Annotated in this window: 23 protein-coding genes; 13 read left to right on the top strand and 10 right to left on the bottom strand. The window is 70.9% G+C overall.

Annotation, left to right across the window (positions count from 1 at the left end; translation table 11 throughout):
• The 4 genes from WG212_RS02660 to WG212_RS02645 form a co-directional block, all read left to right on the top strand.
• Positions 1 to 501: hypothetical protein (locus WG212_RS02660; protein WP_337185516.1), on the top strand; the 501-nt coding region annotated here is incomplete at its 5' end.
• A 32-nt stretch (positions 502 to 533) separates the two neighbouring features.
• Positions 534 to 1,256 carry a HupE/UreJ family protein gene (locus WG212_RS02655; protein WP_337185515.1) on the top strand — a complete coding sequence of 241 codons (723 nt, stop codon included), beginning with the start codon at positions 534 to 536 and terminating at the stop codon, positions 1,254 to 1,256.
• Positions 1,253 to 1,936 carry a hypothetical protein gene (locus WG212_RS02650; protein ID WP_337185514.1) on the top strand — a complete coding sequence of 228 codons (684 nt, stop codon included), beginning with the start codon at positions 1,253 to 1,255 and terminating at the stop codon, positions 1,934 to 1,936. Before WG212_RS02655 ends, WG212_RS02650 begins: the two co-directional genes overlap by 4 nt.
• Positions 1,937 to 1,989: 53 nt before the next feature.
• Complete coding sequence (locus tag WG212_RS02645) at positions 1,990 to 2,478, top strand: hypothetical protein (protein ID WP_337185513.1); 489 nt, start codon at positions 1,990 to 1,992, stop codon at positions 2,476 to 2,478.
• A gap of 1 nt (position 2,479) precedes the next feature.
• Here WG212_RS02645 and WG212_RS02640 read toward each other — a convergent pair whose 3' ends face one another.
• Complete coding sequence (locus WG212_RS02640; RefSeq protein WP_337185512.1) at positions 2,480 to 2,989, bottom strand: hypothetical protein; 510 nt, start codon at positions 2,987 to 2,989, stop codon at positions 2,480 to 2,482.
• Between the two features lie 206 nt (positions 2,990 to 3,195).
• Here WG212_RS02640 and WG212_RS02635 point away from each other — a divergent pair, with 206 nt between their 5' ends.
• From WG212_RS02635 to WG212_RS02625, 3 genes are all read left to right on the top strand, one after another.
• Positions 3,196 to 4,590 carry a cystathionine beta-synthase gene (locus tag WG212_RS02635; protein WP_337185511.1) on the top strand — a complete coding sequence of 465 codons (1,395 nt, stop codon included), beginning with the start codon at positions 3,196 to 3,198 and terminating at the stop codon, positions 4,588 to 4,590.
• On the top strand, positions 4,587 to 5,771 hold the full coding sequence (locus tag WG212_RS02630) for a cystathionine gamma-synthase (protein WP_337185510.1): 1,185 nt from the start codon (positions 4,587 to 4,589) through the stop codon (positions 5,769 to 5,771). Before WG212_RS02635 ends, WG212_RS02630 begins: the two co-directional genes overlap by 4 nt.
• 108 nt (positions 5,772 to 5,879) lie before the next feature.
• Entirely contained in the window at positions 5,880 to 7,388 is a 1,509-nt protein-coding gene (locus WG212_RS02625) for an MFS transporter (RefSeq protein WP_337185509.1), read from the top strand.
• A 3-nt stretch (positions 7,389 to 7,391) separates the two neighbouring features.
• Here the strand turns inward: WG212_RS02625 and WG212_RS02620 are convergent, their stop codons facing one another.
• Together WG212_RS02620 and WG212_RS02615 are read right to left on the bottom strand one after the other, a co-directional pair.
• Positions 7,392 to 8,159 carry a hypothetical protein gene (locus WG212_RS02620; RefSeq protein WP_337185508.1) on the bottom strand — a complete coding sequence of 256 codons (768 nt, stop codon included), beginning with the start codon at positions 8,157 to 8,159 and terminating at the stop codon, positions 7,392 to 7,394.
• 35 nt (positions 8,160 to 8,194) lie between these two features.
• On the bottom strand, positions 8,195 to 8,566 hold the full coding sequence (locus tag WG212_RS02615) for a hypothetical protein (protein ID WP_337185507.1): 372 nt from the start codon (positions 8,564 to 8,566) through the stop codon (positions 8,195 to 8,197).
• Between the two features lie 73 nt (positions 8,567 to 8,639).
• On the opposite strand from WG212_RS02615, the gene WG212_RS02610 reads away from it, so the two are divergent.
• Together WG212_RS02610 and WG212_RS02605 are read left to right on the top strand one after the other, a co-directional pair.
• Positions 8,640 to 9,284 (top strand): HAD-IA family hydrolase, encoded by a 645-nt coding sequence (locus WG212_RS02610; RefSeq protein ID WP_337185506.1) that lies wholly within the window; start codon positions 8,640 to 8,642, stop codon positions 9,282 to 9,284.
• 9 nt (positions 9,285 to 9,293) lie between these two features.
• A complete protein-coding gene (locus WG212_RS02605; RefSeq protein WP_337185505.1) occupies positions 9,294 to 9,584 on the top strand; it encodes a 4a-hydroxytetrahydrobiopterin dehydratase in 291 nt (96 codons plus the stop codon).
• A gap of 6 nt (positions 9,585 to 9,590) precedes the next feature.
• Here WG212_RS02605 and WG212_RS02600 read toward each other — a convergent pair whose 3' ends face one another.
• A complete protein-coding gene (locus WG212_RS02600) occupies positions 9,591 to 9,992 on the bottom strand; it encodes a Tat pathway signal protein (RefSeq protein ID WP_337185504.1) in 402 nt (133 codons plus the stop codon).
• Between the two features lie 91 nt (positions 9,993 to 10,083).
• Between WG212_RS02600 and pseB the strand changes: the two genes are divergently transcribed.
• Both pseB and pseC read left to right on the top strand, forming a co-directional pair.
• Positions 10,084 to 11,151 (top strand): UDP-N-acetylglucosamine 4,6-dehydratase (inverting), encoded by a 1,068-nt coding sequence (gene pseB, locus WG212_RS02595; protein WP_337185503.1) that lies wholly within the window; start codon positions 10,084 to 10,086, stop codon positions 11,149 to 11,151.
• Positions 11,152 to 11,156: 5 nt separating this feature from the next.
• The gene (gene pseC / locus WG212_RS02590) at positions 11,157 to 12,308 is read left to right on the top strand and encodes a UDP-4-amino-4,6-dideoxy-N-acetyl-beta-L-altrosamine transaminase (RefSeq protein WP_337185502.1); all 1,152 of its coding nucleotides are present in this window, start codon (positions 11,157 to 11,159) and stop codon (positions 12,306 to 12,308) included.
• 318 nt (positions 12,309 to 12,626) lie between these two features.
• On the opposite strand, the gene dnaA is transcribed toward pseC, so the two are convergent.
• From dnaA to mutM, 5 genes are all read right to left on the bottom strand, one after another.
• The gene (gene dnaA / locus WG212_RS02585) at positions 12,627 to 14,090 is read right to left on the bottom strand and encodes a chromosomal replication initiator protein DnaA (RefSeq protein WP_337185501.1); all 1,464 of its coding nucleotides are present in this window, start codon (positions 14,088 to 14,090) and stop codon (positions 12,627 to 12,629) included.
• Positions 14,091 to 14,486: 396 nt separating this feature from the next.
• Entirely contained in the window at positions 14,487 to 14,756 is a 270-nt protein-coding gene (gene rpsT, locus WG212_RS02580; protein ID WP_337185500.1) for a 30S ribosomal protein S20, read from the bottom strand.
• 118 nt (positions 14,757 to 14,874) lie between these two features.
• Positions 14,875 to 15,654 (bottom strand): enoyl-CoA hydratase, encoded by a 780-nt coding sequence (locus WG212_RS02575; RefSeq protein ID WP_337185499.1) that lies wholly within the window; start codon positions 15,652 to 15,654, stop codon positions 14,875 to 14,877.
• A 47-nt stretch (positions 15,655 to 15,701) separates the two neighbouring features.
• Positions 15,702 to 16,574, bottom strand: a complete 873-nt coding sequence (locus WG212_RS02570; protein WP_337185498.1) for a TraB/GumN family protein — start codon at positions 16,572 to 16,574, stop codon at positions 15,702 to 15,704.
• Positions 16,575 to 16,585: 11 nt separating this feature from the next.
• Positions 16,586 to 17,467 (bottom strand): bifunctional DNA-formamidopyrimidine glycosylase/DNA-(apurinic or apyrimidinic site) lyase, encoded by an 882-nt coding sequence (mutM, locus tag WG212_RS02565; RefSeq protein ID WP_337185497.1) that lies wholly within the window; start codon positions 17,465 to 17,467, stop codon positions 16,586 to 16,588.
• A gap of 150 nt (positions 17,468 to 17,617) precedes the next feature.
• Between mutM and WG212_RS02560 the strand changes: the two genes are divergently transcribed.
• The gene (locus WG212_RS02560) at positions 17,618 to 18,376 is read left to right on the top strand and encodes a class I SAM-dependent methyltransferase (RefSeq protein WP_337185496.1); all 759 of its coding nucleotides are present in this window, start codon (positions 17,618 to 17,620) and stop codon (positions 18,374 to 18,376) included.
• A 4-nt stretch (positions 18,377 to 18,380) separates the two neighbouring features.
• Positions 18,381 to 19,874: a 2-polyprenylphenol 6-hydroxylase gene (ubiB, locus tag WG212_RS02555; RefSeq protein WP_337185495.1), complete on the top strand. Its 1,494-nt coding sequence runs from the start codon at positions 18,381 to 18,383 to the stop codon at positions 19,872 to 19,874.
• A gap of 226 nt (positions 19,875 to 20,100) precedes the next feature.
• Here ubiB and WG212_RS02550 read toward each other — a convergent pair whose 3' ends face one another.
• Positions 20,101 to 20,340, bottom strand: a complete 240-nt coding sequence (locus WG212_RS02550; RefSeq protein WP_293384677.1) for a helix-turn-helix transcriptional regulator — start codon at positions 20,338 to 20,340, stop codon at positions 20,101 to 20,103.
• Between the last annotated feature and the right edge of the window lie 2 nt (positions 20,341 to 20,342).

Here is a 20,342-nt window from a genome sequence, read left to right as displayed (position 1 = left end):
CGACCCTGCCAGTTCAACCGCGCCCGCGATCCCGCCTGCCGCCCGGAGACATGGTCGCGCGACCGGTTCGGGCCGGCGGCGTTCGCCGCCCTCGACGCCGGCGTCGATGCGCGGAAGGCCGCGACCGGCGCGCGGCAGGTGCGGCTGGTGGGATGGTCGGGCGGCGGCACGATGGCGGCGGCGCTGGCGGCGGCGCGCGACGACGTGGCCGGCCTCGTGACCTTCGCCGCGCCGCTCGACCTCGACCGCTGGACGGCGACGCACGGCCTGTCGCCCCTGCCCCAGGCCGAGGCCGTGCGCGGCCTCGGTGCGGCGCGAAGCTCGGTTCCACAGGTCCACCTGCTGGGGGCCCGCGACCGCACCGTGAGGCCTGGCGAGGGCCTGGAGACGGCGCGCCGCCTGGGCGTCGAAGCCCGGGTCTCGGACGAAGCCCACGATTGCTGCTGGCCCCGACGGGTCGGGGAGGCCGTCGCGGCGCTGGAACGCCAGACGCAGCCTTAGTCGAGGTTGCGAATCGGAGATATGCCTGGGGCGTGAGGAACGCTCGCCGCCTGTTTCCGGGCCTCGTCGCCGGCGTGGTCGCCCTCGCCTGGGCGAGCCTGGCCTGGACCAGCCTGGCCGCCGCCCACGACATCGGCGGGACCGACGCGGCGTTCGTGGCCGCGACGCGGGGACCCGACCCGATCCCCTTCGCCTACCTGGGCGCCAAGCATATGGTCACCGGCTACGACCACCTGCTGTTCCTGGTGGGCGTGATCTTCTTCCTCTACCGGCTGCGCCAGATCGTGCTCTACGTCAGCCTGTTCTCGCTGGGCCATTCGATCACCCTGCTGGCCGGCGTCTTCTTCGACATCCACGCCAACGCCTTTCTGGTGGACGCAGTGATCGGGCTCTCGGTCGTCTACAAGGCGTTCGACAACCTGGGCGGCTTCCGGACCCTGTTCGGCGTCCAGCCCGACACCCGCGCCGCCGTCCTGGGCTTCGGCCTCATCCATGGCCTGGGCCTGGCCACCAAGCTGCAGGCGATGTCGCTCGATCCCGACGGCCTGCTGGTCAACCTCGTGGCGTTCAACGTGGGCGTCGAGCTGGGGCAGGTCCTGGCCCTGTCGCTGATCCTCGCGGCCATGACGCTGTGGCGGCGCACCACCCTGTTCGGGCGGACGGCGACGGCGGCCAACGTTCTGCTGATGCTGGCGGGCTTCGTCCTGACCGGCCAGCAGCTCGCGGGCTACGTCCTCATCGGAGACACGGCATGACCGAGACCCCGAATGGGCCACTGGGCCGGCCGCTTGGCCCACCTCTGGGCCGACCTCTGGGCCGCGGCGCCCTGATCGCCTCCACCCTCGGCGCGGCCGTCCTGGGCGCGCTGATCGTGCTGGGCGCGATCCTGCCCGCCGAATTCAACCGCGATCCCCTGGGCCTGGGCCGGCTGAGCGGCCTGTCGCGCCTGTGGGCGCCCGACCAGGAGGAGGTGGGCGCGACCTCGGGTTCGGCGCCTCGCGCCCGCGAGTACGACACCGCCTTCCGCACCGACGTGGTCGAGATCCCTCTGGGCCACTTCATGGCCGGCGCCGACCGCTCCAGCCTGGAATACAAGGTCCGCATGCGGAAGGACGCCACCCTGGCCTACGCCTGGGAGGTGGTGGGCGAGACGGATCCGCGCGACTTCACCTTCGACCAGCACGGCCATACGACGCCCAAGCCCGGCGAGGGCATGAAGGTGTCGTCCTTCCGCCGGGGCTTCGGCCTCCGCCAGCAGGGCGCGGTCACGGCGCCCTTCGACGGCATCCAGGGCTGGCAGTTCTCGAACGCGGGCGAACGGCCCGTCGTGGTGCGCCTGCGGCTGGCCGGCTTCTACGAGCTGGTCCCGGCGGGCCAGCCGGGCAACGAGGCCGGAATCGTCGCCAACGTCCCGGCGGCGCAGGCCCGGCCCTGACTGCAACACCTTCGCCGCAATTGGCGGGCTTCATGGCGGCGATGGAGTTCCGCATGCGCCTTCCCCTCGCCCTGGCTCCGGCCCTGATTCCAGCAGCGGCTCTGGTCCTCGTCGCCACGCCGACCCTCGCCGCCGACGCGGACGATGCTCCAGTCGCCACGGCCTCCGCCCAGCCGGCGCCCGAGCCCACCGTGGCCGAGCAGATCGACGCCTATCTGAAGAGCTCGCCCGTGCTCGAGGCCGACGAGGCGGACGCCTTGCCGGGCGTCGTCCCCCGGCGCGACCGGCGAATCCATGGCGAGGTGGCGGTGGGCGTGGGCACGGGCGGCTATCGCAGCGTCTATGCCCGCGCGGACATGCCCGTGGGCGAGACCGGCCGCGTCAGCATCGCCGTGCAGGAGGCGCGCGGGCGCTTCGGCCCGGTGTGGGCCGGCGGCCTGGACCGCCAGCGCTGCGACCTGGAGGGGCTCGGCCCGCCCCGCCCGCTGGACATGATCGGCGGGCCGCACGGCCGCTGCGTGGGGTCCGTCCCCTTCCGCTGACCTATTTCCCGGCCGGCGGATCGTGCGACGGCAGGGGCGCCTCGGCCTCTTCCTGCGGCGCGATGACGAACTGCTCGTGGCAGGCGACGCAAACCTCGTAGACGCGGCCGCCCTCGTCGAACACGGCCTGCTTGTCACGCTTCTCGGCAGCGTCGCGGGCGACCAGCGCACGCTCGGTGAGCATCCGGGCGTACTTGTTCCAGTCGGCTTCGGGCGCGCGGGTGCGGCCGGGGATCTGCATCAGGTTGCCGGCCTCGACCAGCATGGTGGCGCCGGTCACCAGCGTCTCCCAGCCCTCGTCGGTGGTGGGCGACAGGTCGCGCTCGCCGGCCTCGGTGATCTCCACCCCCGACCCGCGCCAGTACATGAAGGCCGCGGGGTCCACGAAATGGAGCATGAACTCGCTCATCGGCAGGTCGGTGTTGAAGTCGGGCCGGGCGCCTCCGCCGGGCGCCTGCGAGCAGGCGCAGATGAGGGCGGCGGTCGCCGCGAGCGTCACGAAATGTCTCAAGGGCCGGCCTCCGGGGCGTCCAGGTCGCGCCGTCTTAGCCGTGCGCGGCGCCGCTTGCACCGTACGGAACGGTAGCGCGGGCGTTACATGGGGGTTCGACGGCCGACCGCCACGGCGTGGAGGCCCGCTTGCGTCGGATCGGCGCGTCATGCGTTCCTCCTGGCAGCCTCGCGGCGCCAGGCCGCGCAGCGAAACTCGGGCGCCCCATGACCGACCTGCCCCAATCCCCGCCCTTGCCGCCGCCGGCGGCCTCGACCCTCGACCTCATCGGCCGCACGCCGATGGTGGAGCTGAGCGGCTTCGACACCGGCCCCTGCCGCCTGTTCGTGAAGCTGGAGAGCGCCAACCCGGGCGGCTCGATCAAGGACCGGATCGCGCGTTCCATGATCGAGGCGGCCGAGGCCGACGGCTCGCTGAAGCCCGGCGGGACGATCGTGGAGGCCACGGCCGGCAACACGGGCCTGGGCCTGGCCCAGGTGGGGATCCTGAAGGGCTACCGGCTGCTCCTGGTGGTGCCCGACAAGATGGCGCGGGAAAAGATCCAGCACCTGCGCGCCATGGGCGTTGACGTGCGGATCACCCGCTCCGACGTGGGCAAGGGCCACCCCGAGTACTACCAGGACATGGCCCAGGCCCTGGCCGCCGGGATCGACGGCGCGGTCTACATCAACCAGTTCTCGAACCCGGCGAACCCGCGGGCGCACGAGACGACCACCGGCCCCGAGATCCTGGCGCAGATGGGCGGCGACGTGGACGCCGTGGTGGTGGGCGTGGGCTCGGGCGGCACCCTGACCGGCCTGGGCCGCTACTTCGCCAAGGCCTCGCCGAAAACGAGGATGGTGCTGGCCGATCCGGTGGGCTCGATCCTGGCCCCGCTGGTGGAGCGCGGCGAGCGGATCGAGCCCGGCTCGTGGGTGGTGGAGGGGATCGGCGAGGACTTCGTGCCCGACAACTGCGACCTGACCCTGGTGTCCAAGGCCTATGAGATCCCCGACTCCGAGAGCATCGCCGCGGCGCGGTCGCTGCTGACGAAGGCCGGGATCCTGGGCGGGTCGTCGTCGGGTACGCTGCTGGCCGGCGCGCTCCGCTACTGCCGCGAGCAGACCGAGCCGAAGCGGGTGGTCACCCTCGTCTGCGACACGGGCAGCCGCTACCTCTCCAAGGTCTACAACGACAGCTGGGTCGCCGAGCAGGGGCTGGCCGACCGCGAGCTGCACGGCGACCTGCGCGACCTGATCGCCCGTGGCGCGGGCGACGCCGTCACGGTGGGGCCGGACGACACCCTGCTCACGGCCTACAAGCGGATGCGCGACGCCGACGTGAGCCAGCTCCCGGTGCTGGACGACGGCCGCCTGATCGGCCTGGTCGACGAGAGCGACCTGCTGGAGGCCGTGGGCGACCGCCGCGACGGCCAGCGGTTCGGCCAACTCGTCTCCGCTGCCATGACCGCCAGGCTGCACACGTTGCAGGCCGGCGAGAAGCTGGACGCGCTGCTCCCCATATTCGAGCGTGACGAGGTGGCGATCGTGATGGAGGGCCGGGACTTCCTGGGCCTCATCACCCGCATCGACCTGATCAACCATCTGAGGCGCCAGGCTTGACCGACACCCCCTCCCACGGCCGCAACCGCCTGGACTTCGCCACCCGGGCGATCCACGGCGGCCAGGAACACGACCCGACCACCGGGGCGGTGATGCCGCCGATCTACGCCACCTCGACCTACGCCCAGGCCTCGCCGGGCGTGCATACCGGGTTCGAATATTCGCGCAGTCAGAACCCGACGCGGTTCGCCCTGGAGCGCGGCCTGGCCGACCTGGAGAGCGGGACCAAGGGCTACGCCTTCGCCTCGGGCCTGGCCGCCATCGCCACTCTGCTGGAAGTGCTGGACGCCGGCGACCACATCGTCGCGAGCGAAGACCTCTACGGCGGCTCGTTCCGGCTGTTCGACAAGGTGCGCCAGCGCTCGTCCGGCCTCCAGGCGACCTATGTCGACCTGGCCGATCTGGCGGCTGTGGAGGCGGCGATCACGCCCAGGACGCGGATGGTCTGGGTCGAGACGCCCACCAACCCCCTGCTGCGCCTGGCCGACCTGGAGGCCCTCGCCGGGCTCTGCAAGGCACGGGGCCTGATCGCGGCGGCCGACAACACCTTCGCCAGCCCCTACGTCCAGCGTCCGCTGGAGCTGGGCTTCGACGTGGTGATGCATTCGACCACCAAGTACATCGGCGGCCATTCCGACGTGGTCGGCGGCGCCCTGGTCGTGGGCGACAACGCGGCGCTGCGCGACCAGCTCACCTTCCTGCAGAACGCCATCGGATCGGTCGCCTCGCCCTTCGACAGCTTCCTGACCCTGCGCGGCATGAAGACCCTGGCGCTCCGGATGCAGCGGCACTGCGAGAACGCCCAGGCGGTCGCCGAATGGCTGGCGGCGCGGTCCGAGGTGGCCCGCGTGATCTACCCCGGCCTGCCCAGCCATCCGCAGCATGCCCTGGCGAAGCGGCAGATGGCGGGCTTCGGCGGCATGATCACCGCCGTGCTCGACCGCGACCTGGAGGGGACGAAGCGGATGCTGGAGCGCACGCGCCTCTTCACCCTGGCCGAGAGCCTGGGCGGGGTGGAGAGCCTGATCGAGCACCCGGCGATCATGACCCACGCCTCGATCCCGGCCGAGACCCGCGCCCGCATCGGCATCGCCGACGGCCTGATCCGGCTGTCGGTGGGCGTGGAGAACGCAGCCGACCTGATCGCCGACCTGGAGCAGGCGCTGGCGCCGAAATCGTGATCCGCGGGCGCGCCGGCGCGGTCGAAGCTCCGGTATGGCGCGATTGACGGGTGGCCCGATCTCGGCTTCGCTCCCGGGAAAGCGCCAGAGAGCGCAGGGAGGAACTGCATGACGGCCGCATCCGCCGGCGCCGCGCCCGAACGGCTGCCCCTGCGCACCAAGCTGGGCTTCGGCCTGGGCGGCGCCGCCGAGACGGTGGTGCTCTACTCGGTCTCCAGCTTCGCGCTGCTGTTCTACAGCCAGGTCCTGGGCGTGCCCGCCCATCTCGTCGGCCTGGCCCTCTCGGCGAGCCTGATCCTCGACGCCCTTTCCGACCCCATCGTCGGCTCGATCTCGGACCGCACGCGATCGAAGTGGGGCCGGCGGCATCCCTACCTGTTCGCCGCGGCGATCCCGATCGGCGTCGCCGGATGGGCGATCTTCAGCCCGCCGCCCGGCCTGGACGACACCGGCCTGCTCATCTGGCTCACCGTGTCGGTCATCCTGATGCGCCAGTTCATGACCTTCTTCTACGTGCCGCATCTGGCGCTCGGGGCCGAGCTGTCGCCCCATTACACAGAGCGGTCCAAGGTCATGGGCTACTTCAGCTTCTTCAACTGGGCCGGCGGGTCGCTGACCACGATCATGGCGCTCCGGCTCTTCTTCCCCAGCACGCCCGACTATCCGCGCGGCCTGATGAACCCCGCGCCCTGGCCGTCCTACGCCCTGGCCATCGGGGTGATCACCACCGTCTGCCTCTTCGCCTCCGCCTGGTTGACCAAGGACAGGATCCCGTTCCTCCCCAAGGCGGCGGAAGGGACGAAGCTGTTCAGCTTCAGCGAGTTCTTCGGCGACCTGGGCAAGGCGCTGCGCAACATCAACTACGTCTGGCTGCTGGCGGCCTATTTCTTCGTGGCCCTGATGATCGGCCTGCGCGAGGGCCTCAGGCTCTATGCGGCGACGTTCTACTGGGACCTTTCCAGCGAGACCCTGAGCTGGTTCGTGCTGGGCAGCCTCGCCGGCTATCTGAGCGCCTTCATCTTCGCACCGCGCCTGCATGGGCGGATCGACAAGAAGCGCACCATCATGATCTCGGCGCTGGCCTATGCGGTGATCCCGCCGATCCCGCTGGTGCTGGGCATGATGGGCGTCCTGAGCCCGACCACGCCGGGGCTCGCACCGATCCTGATCGCCTTCGCCGCCGTACAGTACGGCGCGATCAGCGTGCTGCAGATCAGCGTCATGTCCGCCCTCGCCGACATCGCCGACGAGAACGAGCTGAAGTTCGGCGTCCGCCAGGAGGGCGTGCTCTACGCCACCCGCACGCTGGCGGGGAAGATCGACCTGGCCATCGGAACCGCCCTGGCCGGGGCCGTGATCACGCTGATCCAGTTCCCGCGCGGCGCGAAGAGCCATGCCGAGGTGCCCGCCGACGTGCTGTTCGACCTGGCCCTCTGGGACAGCGTCCTGGCGGCGATTCCCGGCGTCATCGCGGTCGGCTTCTACGCCCTCTACGGCATCAACCGCGAAAGCTACGAGCGCACCCGCGCGGCGCTCGAGGAACGGCGCGCTGCAGCCGCGGCGGAGAGGCCCAAGACGTCTCCGGACGGCGGCCTGGCCCCCGCTCCGGCCGAGTAGCCGTCAGGCGGGACGCAGCGCCTGGATGAGGCTGCCGGTGTAGGCCGCGTGGCCGACGTGGGTCAGGCGCGCGGTCACGTCGGCCCAGATCTCGCCGCCCAGGTCCCGCCAGCGGCGGCAGAAGGCGTAGTCCTCCGACAGGTACTGGCCCGTCTCGGGCTCGATCATGGTGTCGAAGACCATGACCGCCTCGGGCGCCAGCTTGTCGGCCATGTCGCCCATCCGAGCCCGAAGCTCGGGATGGGCGTCGCAGATGCGCTGCATGGCGTCGCGCGAGATCAACAGGAAGCCCGTGCCGCCGTAGGCGACCTTCGCGAAACCATCGTCCACCTCGACGCTGTTCTGCGGGTTGGGCAGGAAACGGACGACATAGCCGATGGCCACCGACTGCAGGTCGGCCACGTCGGCCTTGGCCGCGGCGCGGGCCTTCTCCCAATCGATGTGCTTCAGGGGACAGACGGCGGCGACCACGTCCCGCTTCGCGTCCAGCAGCCGGAAGACGTTCTCGGGCGCGAAACCGATGTCGGCGTCCACGAACAGGATGTGGGTCGCCTCGGGATGGGCCAGGAACTGCGCCGCCAGGCGCGAACGGCCGCGCGTGATCAACGCTTCCCCGCCCATCATTTCCACGTGCAGGCCGATGTCGCGCTCGCGGCAGGCCTCCTGGAGGCGCAGCAGTGAACTGACGAAATGCAGGGTGAGTTGCCCCCCGTAGCAGGGCACGGCGAGATACAGGAACGGCCTGGGCGCATCTGACATGGCGGTGACCATAGGGGCGTCGGCGAAGGCCGTCGATTGCCTCGGTGTCAGGTCGCGCCGACCCACCTGGGCGCCAGTCGCCGGACCGCGACGAACGCCAGGACGCCGAGGCCCACACCGATCGCATCCGCTGCGAAGTCCGGCAGTTCGGCGTGGCGGCCTATCGGCGCCATCCCCTGGGCGATTTCCACGAACGCCCCCAAGGCAAGCGCAAAGGCGGGAATCGCAAACCGCCGCTCCGGCGCCAGGGCATAACCCGTGACGGTCAGGGTGAACCACGCGATGACATGATGCAGCCGGTCGCCGCCGGGCGCATCGGGCAGTTCCGGCGAGGGGAGCAGGCACAGCGCGAGAAGGATGAGGCACGCCAGCGCGTAGAGCCCGATCCGGAGCGGGCGAGGAAACCGATAGGGAAGCATCGTCCCTTACTTGCACGTCCGATTGCGTCTCTCTAGCGTCCGCCGTCCTTAAATCCGGTGCAGGAGCGGTGTGTTGGCGATCGAGGCGGTGATCTGGGATTTCGGCGGGGTGTTCACGTCCTCGCCCTTCGAGGCCTTCAACCGCCTGGAGGCCGAGCGGGGCCTGCCCAGGGACCTGGTCCGGCGGGTGAACGCCACGAACCCCGACACCAACGCCTGGGCGCTGTTCGAGCGCAACGAGATCGACGCGGCGCGCTTCGACCAGCTCTTCCTCGAGGAATCGACCGCGCTCGGCCACCCGCTGCGAGGCGCCGACGTGCTGCCCCGGCTGTCGGGTGAACTGCGGCCGCGGATGGTGTCGGCGCTGAAGGCCTGCAAGCAACACTTCAAGGTGGGCTGCATCACCAACAACGTGGTCTCCGAGCACTCGCCCGGCCAGGCCGGCGCGCAGCGGGCGGCCGGCGCCATGGGGCAGGTGATGCCGCTGTTCGACGCCATCATCGAAAGCTCCAAGGCCGGTGTCCGCAAGCCCGACCCGCGCATCTACCTGATGATGTGCGACCTCCTGGGCGTGCAGCCCGAGGCCTGCGTCTACCTCGACGACCTGGGCATCAACTGCAAGCCGGCCGCCGGCCTGGGCATGAAGGCCATCAAGGTGGTGGACGTGGACCAGACCCTGGCGGATCTCGCCGCCGCAACCGGCCTGGCCTTCGAATAGGAAACCGCCATGACACGCCCCGCGAAGATCGGCGCCGACGCGGCCCTGGCCCGCCTGGACGGCTGGGCGAAAGCCCCGGGCGACCGCGACGCGATCTCGAAGACCTTCCGGTTCAGGGACTTCAACGCCGCTTTCGGCTTCATGACGCGGGCGGCGATCCGGGCCGAGCAACTGGACCATCATCCCGAATGGTTCAATGTCTACAACCGGGTCGAAGTCCTCCTGACCACCCACGACGCCGACGGGGTCACCGAACTGGATGTGACCCTGGCGTCGTTCATGGACCAGGCGGCGGGCTGATCCGCCTCAGTTCACGATGATCGAGCCCAGCAGCACCCTGGCGCCGGGCTTGCCGAGGATGGCGTCGGTCTGCCGCTGGAGCGTCTGGGCGATATAGTCCGGATTGGGCACGGCGCCCTGGGCCAGGCCGGCCGCATACGACTGGACGACCTGCAGATAGGCGGCGCGCAGGCGGGGGGTCGATTGCTCGGCGCGGGCGCGCAGCGCGGCGTCCGGCACGTCCAGCCCCAGATCCACCGACAGCACGCCGCGGCGGCCGCCGGGACGTATCGTGGCGCCCAGCAGGCTCTGGACCGGAAGGTACGAGCCGCCGCCGGACTTCTTCTTCTCGCCCCCGGCGGCCCGCGCGGCGGCGGGGACGACCACGGCGGCCAGGGCGACCAGGGCTGCGATCAGGGGGCGGACCATGTGCGACACCATGCCCGATCATGGTTAGCGGTCCATTTACGCGGATCTGCGACGAAGGGAGCCGATTCGAAGACCGACCGCGGAGCGCCCCTTGGGCCGATTTGCGCCGACCAACCTCGACCTCGACGGCAAGGTCATCCTCGTCACCGGCGGGACCGGCTCGTTCGGACGCCAGTTCATCGAGACGGTGCTGAGCCGGTATTCGCCGCGCAAGCTGATCGTCTACTCGCGCGACGAGCTGAAGCAGAGCGAGATGCAGATCGACCTCGCCGAGCGCTTCGGGGCCGAACGCTTCGGACCGGAGAAGCTGGGCGCCATGCGCTTCTTCCTGGGCGACGTGCGTGACCGCGAGCGGCTGAGCCTCGCCTTCCGCGGCGTCGACATCGTGATCCACGCCGCGGCGCTGAAACAGGTGCCGGCCGCCGAGTACAATCCCTCGGAGTGCATCCACACCAACGTGCTGGGCGCCGAGAACGTGGTGTGGGCCTGCCTGTCCAACCGCGTGAAGCAGGTGGTGGCGCTTTCCACCGACAAGGCCTGCAACCCGATCAACCTCTACGGCGCCACCAAGCTGGCGTCCGACAAGACGTTCGTGGCCGCCAACAACCTGTCGGGCGATATCGGCGCGCGGTTCGCCGTGGTCCGCTACGGCAACGTCGTCGGCTCGCGCGGCTCGGTGATCCCCTTCTTCCAGCGGCTGATCCAGCGCGGGACCCCGGACCTGCCGATCACCGATCCGCGGATGACCCGATTCCTGATCACCCTGGACGAGGGCGTCGACTTCGTCCTTTCGTCGCTCGACCGGATGCATGGCGGCGAGGTGTTCGTCCCCAAGATCCCCTCCATGAAGGTGACCGAGATCGCCGCCGCCCTCGCGCCCGGCCTGCCGACCCGGATCATCGGCATCCGGCCGGGCGAAAAGCTGCACGAGATGATGATCTCGGCCGACGACGCGCGGAACACGGTGGACCTGGGCGACCGCTACGCCATCGAACCGGCGTTCGTGGAATACACTCGCGAGCCCCTCGCCGGGGTGAGGCTGGCCGACGATTTCAGCTACGCCAGCGACACCAACACCGATTGGCTGGACCATCCGGGCCTCATGGACATGCTGGCCGCGGACAGGCCGCGCGACCGCCGCCGGCGCGCCGGCGACTGACCGCCATGCTGCCCTACGGCCGCCAGACCATCGAGGACGACGACATCGCCGCGGTGGCGGCGGCGCTGAAGGCCGATTTCCTGACCACGGGCCCCACGGTGGAGGCCTTCGAGCGCGCCTTCGCGGAGACGGTGGGCGCAGGCCATGCCGTCGCCTGCTCGAACGGCACGGCGGCCCTGCACCTCGCCATGATGGCGCTGGACGTGAAGCCGGGCGAGACGGTGATCGCGCCCTCGATCACCTTCCTGGCGACGGCCAACTGCGCCCGCTACGTCGGCGCCGACGTGATCTTCGCCGATGTCGACCCCGAAAGCGGCCTGATGACGCCCGCGACGCTCGCCGAGGCGATGGGACGTCTGGGCGCCCGTCGCCTCCGGGCCGTGCTGCCGGTGCACCTGCGGGGCGACGCCTGCGATCTGCCGGCGCTAGCGCGACTGGCCGGCGAGGCCGGGGCGGTGCTGGTGGAGGATGCGCCGCATGCCGTCGGAACGACGATGAATTTCGGCGATACGACGGAAGCGGTCGGCGATACACGCCATTCGGCGATGGCCACCTTCTCGTTCCATCCCGTGAAGACCATCGCGACCGGCGAAGGCGGGATGGTGACCACGGGCGACCCCGCCCTGGCCGAGCGTCTGCGCATCCTGCGCTCGCACGGCATGGTGCGGCCGCCGGGCCGCGAGCCGTGGTGGTACGAGATGCCCGAGCCGGGCTTCAACTACCGCCTGCCCGACATCCTCTGCGCGCTGGGCCTGTCGCAACTCGCCAAGCTGCCGCGGTTCGCGGCCCGCCGCCGCGCCCTGGCGACGGCCTATCACGAGGCGCTGGCGCCGCTGGCCCCGGCGGTGCGCCTGGCCGCCCGGCCTCCCTGGAGCGATCCGGTCCTGCACCTCATGGTGGCGCTGATCGACTTCGAGGCCCTCGGCCGAACCCGGCTGGACGTCGTCGAGGGCCTGCGGGCCAGGGGCATAGGAACCCAGGTCCACTACATCCCGGTCCACCGCCAGCCCTACTACCGCGGCCTCTACGGCCCCCTGGACCTGCCCGGCGCCGAGGCCTGGTACGCCCGATGCCTCTCGCTGCCCCTCTACCCCGGCATGGCCGACGATGACGTGGGCCGCGTCGCCGAGGCGCTCCGAGACGTGCTGGGGCTCTAGAGGCGCGTCGGCGCCTTTGAAGAACTGCCCACGAACCACACGAAAAACACGAACGGGCGGCAGTGGCCCGCCCGCGTCCGGTCCTGCGAGGCCGCGAAGCGGCGCCTTCCAGATTTGGAGAACCGCGGAAGGACGCGGAGAGACGCGGAAGGCGAAGCTGCGATTTCCGCGTCCTTCCGCGTTTTCCGCGGTTCCCTGACAGAGCCTCCGCTCGCGCGGGGGCTCAGGGTTCGCCTCGAACCGTTCGTGCTTTTCGTGTGGTTTGTGGACGAATAGAGGACGCCTGCGGCGCGCGAAGGTCCGAACGACCTCGGGGTCTCAGCCCCGCAGCTTGCGCAGCAGGACGTCGACGTCGCGGGCGAGGGCAGGGTCCTCGGCCTTCAGCGCCTCGATGCGGCGCACGGCGTGCAGGACCGTGGTGTGGTCGCGGCCCCCGAAGCGGCGGCCGATGTCGGGCAGCGAGCGGGTGGTGATCTGCTTGGCCAGCCACATGGCCACCTGCCGCGGGCGGGCGACGGCGCGGGCGCGGCGCTCGGAGATCAGGTCCGCCTGCTTCAGCGCATAGTGCTCGGCCACGGCCTTCTGGATCATGTCGACGGTCACCTTGCGCTCGGTGACGGACAGATGGGGCCGCACGATGGCCTGGGCTTCGTCCAGCGTCAGGCGGGCGATGTCGCCGCCCACACGGGCCACCAGGGTGTTGAGGGCGCCTTCCAGCTCGCGGACGCTGTCCGTGAAGCGGTCGGCCAGGAACTGCAGCACGTCGGGCCGGGCGCCGGGCAGGAAGCCCTGGGCCTGGGCGAGAGTGTTCAGCTTCCGCTCCAGGATGCCCAGGCGCAGGCTGCGGTCGGCAGGCTCGATGCCGCAGACGAGACCGGCCTGGAGGTGCGAACGCAGCCGCGGCTCCAGTTCGGACAGCTCGGTGGGCGAGCGGTCGGCGGTCAGGACCACCCGGCGGCCGTCCTCGACCAGCGCGATCAGGGTGTGGAACAGCTCTTCCTGGGTCTGGGTCTTGCCGGCCACGAAGTGGACGTCGTCGATCAGCAGCAGGTCGGCGTTGCGCAGGTCATCCTTGAACGCCTGGGTCTGGCGGGTCTGCAGCGCGTTGACGAAGGTCGAGGTGAAGCGCTCGGCCGAGAGGTAGACCACCCGCCGGTCGGGCGCCGTGCGCATGGCCTCCCACGCCAGGGCGTTCAGCAGGTGGGTCTTCCCGAAGCCGTAGGGGCCGTGGAAGACGACGGGGTTGAAGTGACCGTCGGCCCAGGAGGCCACGCGGCGGGCGACGGCGAAGGCGAACTCGTTGGCCGGGCCGGAGACGAAGGTGTCGAAGGAATAGCGCTCCTGCAGCCCCTGGAGGCGGCCCTGCCGGGCGGTCGTCGGCGCGACGGCCTCGACAGCCTCGACCTCGTAGACCGCCGGCGCGGCCGAGGCGGCGGCCCGGCCCACACTCGCGTTGGCAGCCACGGGCGGGGCATAGGCGACCTCGACGTCCAGGCGGCATTTCAGGTCCAGGCGACGGCCCAGCGGGTCGTTCTGGGCCCACAGCTCGCCGATGCGGCGCCAGGCGTTGTTGCGGATCCAGTCGCGCGCGACACCCGTCGCGGCCACCAGGCACACTTCGTCCCCGGACTCGCGCAGCGCCGCCTGGCCGAGCCACGACCCGAACGTCGCATCGCCCAGTTCGCGCTTGAGAACCTGGCAGGTCTTGCTCCACACGGCCATCGCCGGCGCGCTCGCCATAGCTCCCGCAGCCCCCCCGCTCGTCATTCCTCGAAACCCCATCGCACCACTGCCGACAGGCCGGGGCCCCGAACCCCCCAACCAACATGAAATTTAATACAAACAAACCCTTATCCGGCGAACACATGTGCTACGCCGCTGCCCCGGTTGGACCGGGATCGAAGGGAATGAACCTGTAAGAGGGCTGACACTAATGGGGGGGTTCGGGGGGTCAACGGTGATTCTTTTCCTCCGCCAGACATATTTCTGTTGACTCGGCGGGGACCCTTTTCGGTCCAAGGGAAAGGCTGAAAACCGGGTCCAGAGGCTGAGCAAATCGGTCGCAGGCGGCGCATCGGAAGCCCTTTTCCGAAGCACAAAAAAACAGCGCCCGAACGGGCGCTGCCTGTCAGAAATCCTAGCGGCGAAGACGGAGTGCGAACCCCGTCGACGACGGCCTCAGGCCGCCGACATCTTCTTCAGGCGGGCGGCCAGGCGCGAAACCTTCCGCGAGCCGGTGTTCTTGTGCACGACGCCCTTCGACACCGCGCGCATCAGTTCCGACTGGGCCTCGACGAAGGCGGTCTTGGCGGCGCCGGCGTCGCCCGAGGCGATGGCCTCCTCGAACTTGCGCAGATAGGTGCGCACGCGCGAGCGGCGGGCGGTGTTGACAGCGGTGCGGCGAGCGATCTTGCGGACCGCCTTCTTGGCGCCGGGCGTATTGGCCATTCGGGACTCTTCTCGAAACGGGAAGCACCCGCCGGTTGCCCGGCAGGCGAAATTGGAGGCGCGGATATACTGAAACCGACCTTGCGGGTCAATGCCGCCCGGACGCTTTCCCGGCGCCTCAGCGGCCCTTGAAGTCGGGCTTCCGCTTCTCGATGAAGGCGGCCATGCCTTCCTTCTGGTCGTCGAAGGCGAACAGCGAGTGGAACAGGCGCCGCTCCATCGCCACGCCGGTCGAGAGCGTGGTCTCGAAGGCGGCGTTCACCAGCTCCTTGTTCATCATCACCGCCAGCGGCGACTGGCCGGCGATCTTCGCCGCCGCCCCCAGGGCCTCGTCCAGCAGCTTGTCGGCCGGGACCACCCGGCTCACCAGACCCGCGCGCTCGGCCTCGGCGGCGTCCATCATCCGGGCGGTCAACACCATGTCCATCGCCTTGGCCTTGCCCACCGCCCGCGGCAGGCGCTGGGTGCCGCCGATCCCCGGCATGACCCCCAGGTTGATCTCGGGCTGGCCGAACTTCGCGGTCTCCGACGCGATGATGACGTCGCACAGCATGGCGAGCTCGCAACCGCCGCCCAGCGCGAAACCCGAGACCGCAGCGATGATCGGCTTGCGGAACCGCTCCACCCGCTGTCCGGCCTCGCCGAAGAAGTTCTGGGCGAACATCTGCGCGTAGCTCTTGTCCGACATCTCCTTGATGTCGGCGCCCGCCGCGAAGGCGCGCTCCGAACCCGTCAGCACGACGCAGCGCACCGCCTCGTCGGCCTCGGCCGCGTCCAGCGCCTTCCCCAGTTCGCCCAGCAACTGGCTGTTCAACGCGTTCAGCGCCTCGGGCCGGTTCAACCGGATCAGGGTCACGCCCGCGCTGGGCGTCTCGACGATCAGGGTTTCATAGGCCATGGGGCGCTCCGGTTCCTCGCGAGGCTGTTTCTCCGCGAGCCAGGGACTTACGGCCCCGTGACCGAATAGCCAAGCGCACGCAGGCGCCCGGGCACGCCGCCCTCGCCCACCAGGTGGCCCACGCCCACGACGACGACCGTGCGGCCCGCGCCCTTCAGCCGCGCGTCCAGTTCGGCCGTCCAGCGGATGTTGCGGGCCTCCACCAGCCGGTGGAACGCCTCGGGCGAGGCTTCGCGCAGCGGCTGCAGCGCCTCGCGGTCGAGGGCCTCGGCGTCGCCGGCCAGCCAGGCGCGAACCAGATCCAGATAGCCGTCGGGGTCGGTCTCCAGCTCCGCCAGCGTCCGGGTCAGCGAGGTGATCTGGACGTCCTCTGGCGCGCCATCGAAGAAGCCGATCTGCTCGGCGGGCGTCTCCAGGGCGCGGCGGTTCAGGCCCTCGGGCAACCGCGCCGCCACCTGGGCCTCGACGCCGTCGGCGCTCGTGGCGCCCGCCTTCGCATAGGCGGCGGTAGCCAGGGCCACCTCGGCCAGCCACGGCTCCAGCCGGTCGAGGTTGGCCATCGGCACGCCGAGCCGCCCGGCCATCCCGATGAGGCGCGTCTGATCCGCGGGCTCCAGCATGGCGAGCAGCGAGCCGCCCGGCGGCAGGACGCCGGCCTCGGCCGCCAGGCGCGCGACCTCCCGCTCGGCTTCGGGCCCCACGTCCAGTTCGAACCAGATGTCGTCGGCGGCCACGATGGCCGCGTCCAGCGCCCGCGGCCGCCAGTCCAGGCCGGGCGGCAGCAGGTGGACCGAGCCGAACAGCAGCATCTCGGAATCGGCGTCGCGCACGATCCAGACCGGCGGCTCGGCCCGGGCGGCCGGGACGAGGCCCAGGAACGCGCCGGCCAGGGCGCCGAGGAACGCCAGCACGCGCCGCATCGCGGGCGTCCTCATCGCTGACATGCCGGGCAGTAGAAGGTGGATCGGCCCGCCTGGACCTCGCGCCCGATCACGCCCCGGCAGCCGTCGTTGCGGCAGGGCTGGCCCTCGCGGTCGTAGGTGCGGAAGCTGTGCTGGAAATAGCCCAGGGCGCCGTCGGTGCGGGCGAAATCGCGCAGGCTCGATCCGCCCGCCTCGATCGCTTCCGCCAGCACCGCCTTGATCTCGGGGACCAGGCGCTCCAGCCGCGCGACGCCGATCGACCCGGCCGGCTTGAAGGGCGATATCCGCGCCCGGTTCAGCGCCTCGCACACATAGATGTTCCCCAGGCCCGCCACGACCCTCTGGTCGAGCAGCAGCGTCTTCGGCCCCTGCCGGCGGCCCGCGAAGGCGGCCTTCAGGTGGGCGGCGTCGAACGCGTCGGAGAGCGGCTCGGGCCCCAGCCCTGCGAACCACGGATGCAGGTCGAAGGCCGCGGTGTTGACCAGGGCCATGTAGCCGAACCGTCGGGGATCGTAATAGGTGACCCGGTCCCCGGCCTCGGTCTCGAAGACGACGTGGGCGTGCTTCGGGTCGGGATCGGCGGCGTAGTGGAACCGGCCCGGCCGCTCGGAGCCCTCGGGCCTTTCCGGCCCCTCAGGCCGGGCGATCTCGAAACGCCCGCTCATGCCCAGGTGCATGACCAGGGTGTCCTCGCGATCCAGGCGCGCGAGAAGGTACTTCGCGCGGCGCTCCAGCGCCACCACCGTCGCGCCGGTGAGGATCTGCACGAAATTGGGCGGCAACGGGAACCGCAGGTCGGGCCGGCGCGCCTCCACCCGCGCGAGGCGCCGACCCTCCAGCACGGGCCGCAGGCCCCCGCGCACCGTCTCGACTTCGGGAAGTTCGGGCATAGGCCCCCGCTTGGCACGGCGCGGCGCCTGCGCCAAGGCGGAATGGCGGCGCTCCCGCGGCGCCCTCTCGGCTCGTATCGCGGTCTTCTCCCGGGCGCGCCGCAAGACACGCCTTTGCGGACGGGCGGCCGGCCCGCTATGAGCAGCCGCATGACGAGACCCAGCGCCACCTTCGGCTTCCGCGACGTGGACGCCGCCGAGAAGCCCGGCCTCGTGCGCGGCGTCTTCGACAGCGTCGCCCGCCACTACGACCTGATGAACGACCTCATGAGCGCGGGCGTGCACCGGCTCTGGAAGGACGCGACGGCCGCGCGCCTGAACCCCCAGCCGGGCGAGGTCATCATCGACTGCGCCGGGGGCACCGGCGACATGGCCCGGCGGTTCGCCAGGATGGCGCGGCGGGCGCAGGAACGCCGGGGCGGCCCCGACGCCACCGTCTTCGTCCTCGACTACAACGCCGAGATGATCGCCGCGGGCGTCGAGCGCGGCGGCCTGCCCGAGATCTGCTGGGCCGTGGGCGACGCCCAGCGCCTGCCGCTGCCCGACGCGACCGCCGACGCCTATGTGATCAGCTTCGGCATCCGCAACGTGACCGACATCCCCGGCGCCCTGCGCGAGGCGCGCCGCGTGCTGAAGCCCGGCGGCCGGTTCCTGTGCCTGGAGTTCTCGCGGCCCGGCAGCGCGGCGATCCGCGCGGCCTACGACGCCTATTCGTTCAAGGTGATCCCCGAGATCGGCGCGCGGGTCGCCAACGACCGCGAGAGCTACCAGTACCTAGTGGAGAGCATCCGCCGCTTTCCCGACCAGAAGTCGTTCGCGAGGATGATCGGCGAGGCCGGCTTCTCCCAGGCGGGCTGGACCAACTTCTCGGGCGGCGTGGCGGCGCTCCACACCGGCCGGGCGATCTGAGGGCATGGCCTCGGCGGGCGCCTTCTTCCGGCTCATGGGCGCCGGCTGGACCCTGGTCCGCAACGACGCCCTGCTCCCCCGGGAACTGGACGCCTTCTATTCGCCGGGCGTCCGCGCCGTGGGCAATGGCCTCCGCCTGTTCGCGGGCCGCCGCGACGGGCGGCCGGGCGAGCGGCTGGCCCGGTCGCTGGAAGGCCTGGGGCCGGTCGCCATCAAGCTGGGCCAGCTCCTCTCCACGCGCGGCGACATCTTCGGCCGGACGTTCGCCGAGGACCTGAGCCGGCTCAAGGACAAGCTGCCGCCCTTCCCCACCGCCCTGGCCCGCGCCCAGGTGGCCCAGGAGATCGGCCGGCCGGTCGATGAGCTGTTCGCCACCTTCGGCGAGCCCGTGGCCGCGGCGTCGCTGGCCCAGGCGCACGAGGCGACGCTGAACGACGGCGAGCGCGTGGCGGTCAAGGTCCTGCGGCCCGGGATCGAGCGCCGGGTCGCAGCCGATTCGGCCGTCCTGGCCCTCGCTGCGGGGCTGATCGAACGGCTCGCGCCGCCCCTGCGCCGCCTCGAGCCCGTGCAGTTCGCCCGCACGGTCATCCGCGCCACCGAACTGGAGCTGGACCTGCGGATGGAGGCCGCCGGCGCGGACGAACTGGCCGAGGTGATGGGTCGCGACGGCTACATGAGCGCGCCCAAGGTGATGTGGGAGGGCGTGGGCAAGCGCGTGCTGACCATGGCCTGGGCCGAGGGCATGCCCCTGTCCGACCCCGCGGCGCTGGAACAGCCGGGCCTGGACCGCAAGGCGCTGGCCGACAACCTGACCCGGGCGTTCCTGGCCCAGGCGCTGGACCACGGCGTCTTCCATGCCGACCTGCACGAGGGCAACCTGTTCGCCGCCGCGCCCGCGAAGATCTCGGCCGTCGACTTCGGCATCATCGGCCGGCTGGGTCCGACCGAGCGGCGCTACCTGGCCGAGATCCTCTGGGGTTTCCTGCAACGCGACTACGAGCGGGTGGCCAAGGTGCACTTCGACGCCGGCTACGTGCCCGCGCGGCACAGCGTCGCCGCCTTCGCCCAGGCGCTGCGGGCGGTGGGCGAGCCGGTATTCGGCCGCAGCGCCAGCACGATCGCCATGAGCCGGGTGCTGACCCAGCTCTTCGAGATCACCGCCCTGTTCGAGATGCACCTGCGTCCCGAGCTGGTCCTCCTCCAGAAGACCATGATGACCGTGGAAGGCGTCGCCCGCCGCATCGACCCCGATCACGACATCTGGGGCGCTTCCGAGCCGGTGGTGCGGCGCTGGATCGCCCGCGAGCTTTCCCCCGCCAGCCGGGTGAAGCAGCTTGCCGGCGAGGCCGAGACGGCGCTGCGCAACCTCGCCCGGCTGACCGAGCCCCGGGACGTGGCGGTGGTCGAGGCCGACCCGCCGTCCGGCTCGCGACTGCTGTGGTTCGCCCTGGGCGCGCTGGCCGCCGGGGCGGCGTTCGTGATCGGGGCGCTGCTGTAGCGAAGCCGTCCTGTAACCGCGAGAGAACGCGAAGAGGCGCCGCAGGCGCGGAAGACAACCGCCAAGACGCCAAGACCGCCAAGAGGCCCGCGGTCAGCTTCGGACGCCTTGGCGCTCTTGGCGTCTTGGCGGTGTCCTTCAGGGCGTTGACGCGCCGCACACCCTTTCGCGTTCGTTCGCGGTTGGAGACATCGGCGGTCGGCGTCGCGGTGGCGGTGAATGTGCCTCAGCCGTCCTCGTCGTCGAACGGGGCATCGTCGGGCCCGGGCTCGTAGACCAGGAGGTCGCCAGGCTGGCAGTCCAGCTCCCGGCACAGGGCCGACAGGGTGGAGAATCGCACGGCGCGCGCCTTGCCGGTCTTGAGGATCGAGAGGTTGGCGATGGTCACGCCGACGCGGTCGGCGAGCTCGGTCAGCGACATGCGCCGTTCGAGGAGGACGCGGTCCAGACTTACGCGGATCGGCATGG

This window comes from Phenylobacterium sp., assembly GCF_037189685.1.
GTDB lineage: Bacteria > Pseudomonadota > Alphaproteobacteria > Caulobacterales > Caulobacteraceae > Phenylobacterium.
Note: the sequence above shows the minus strand (reverse complement) of the source record. Positions and strands in the feature narration are given on the sequence as shown.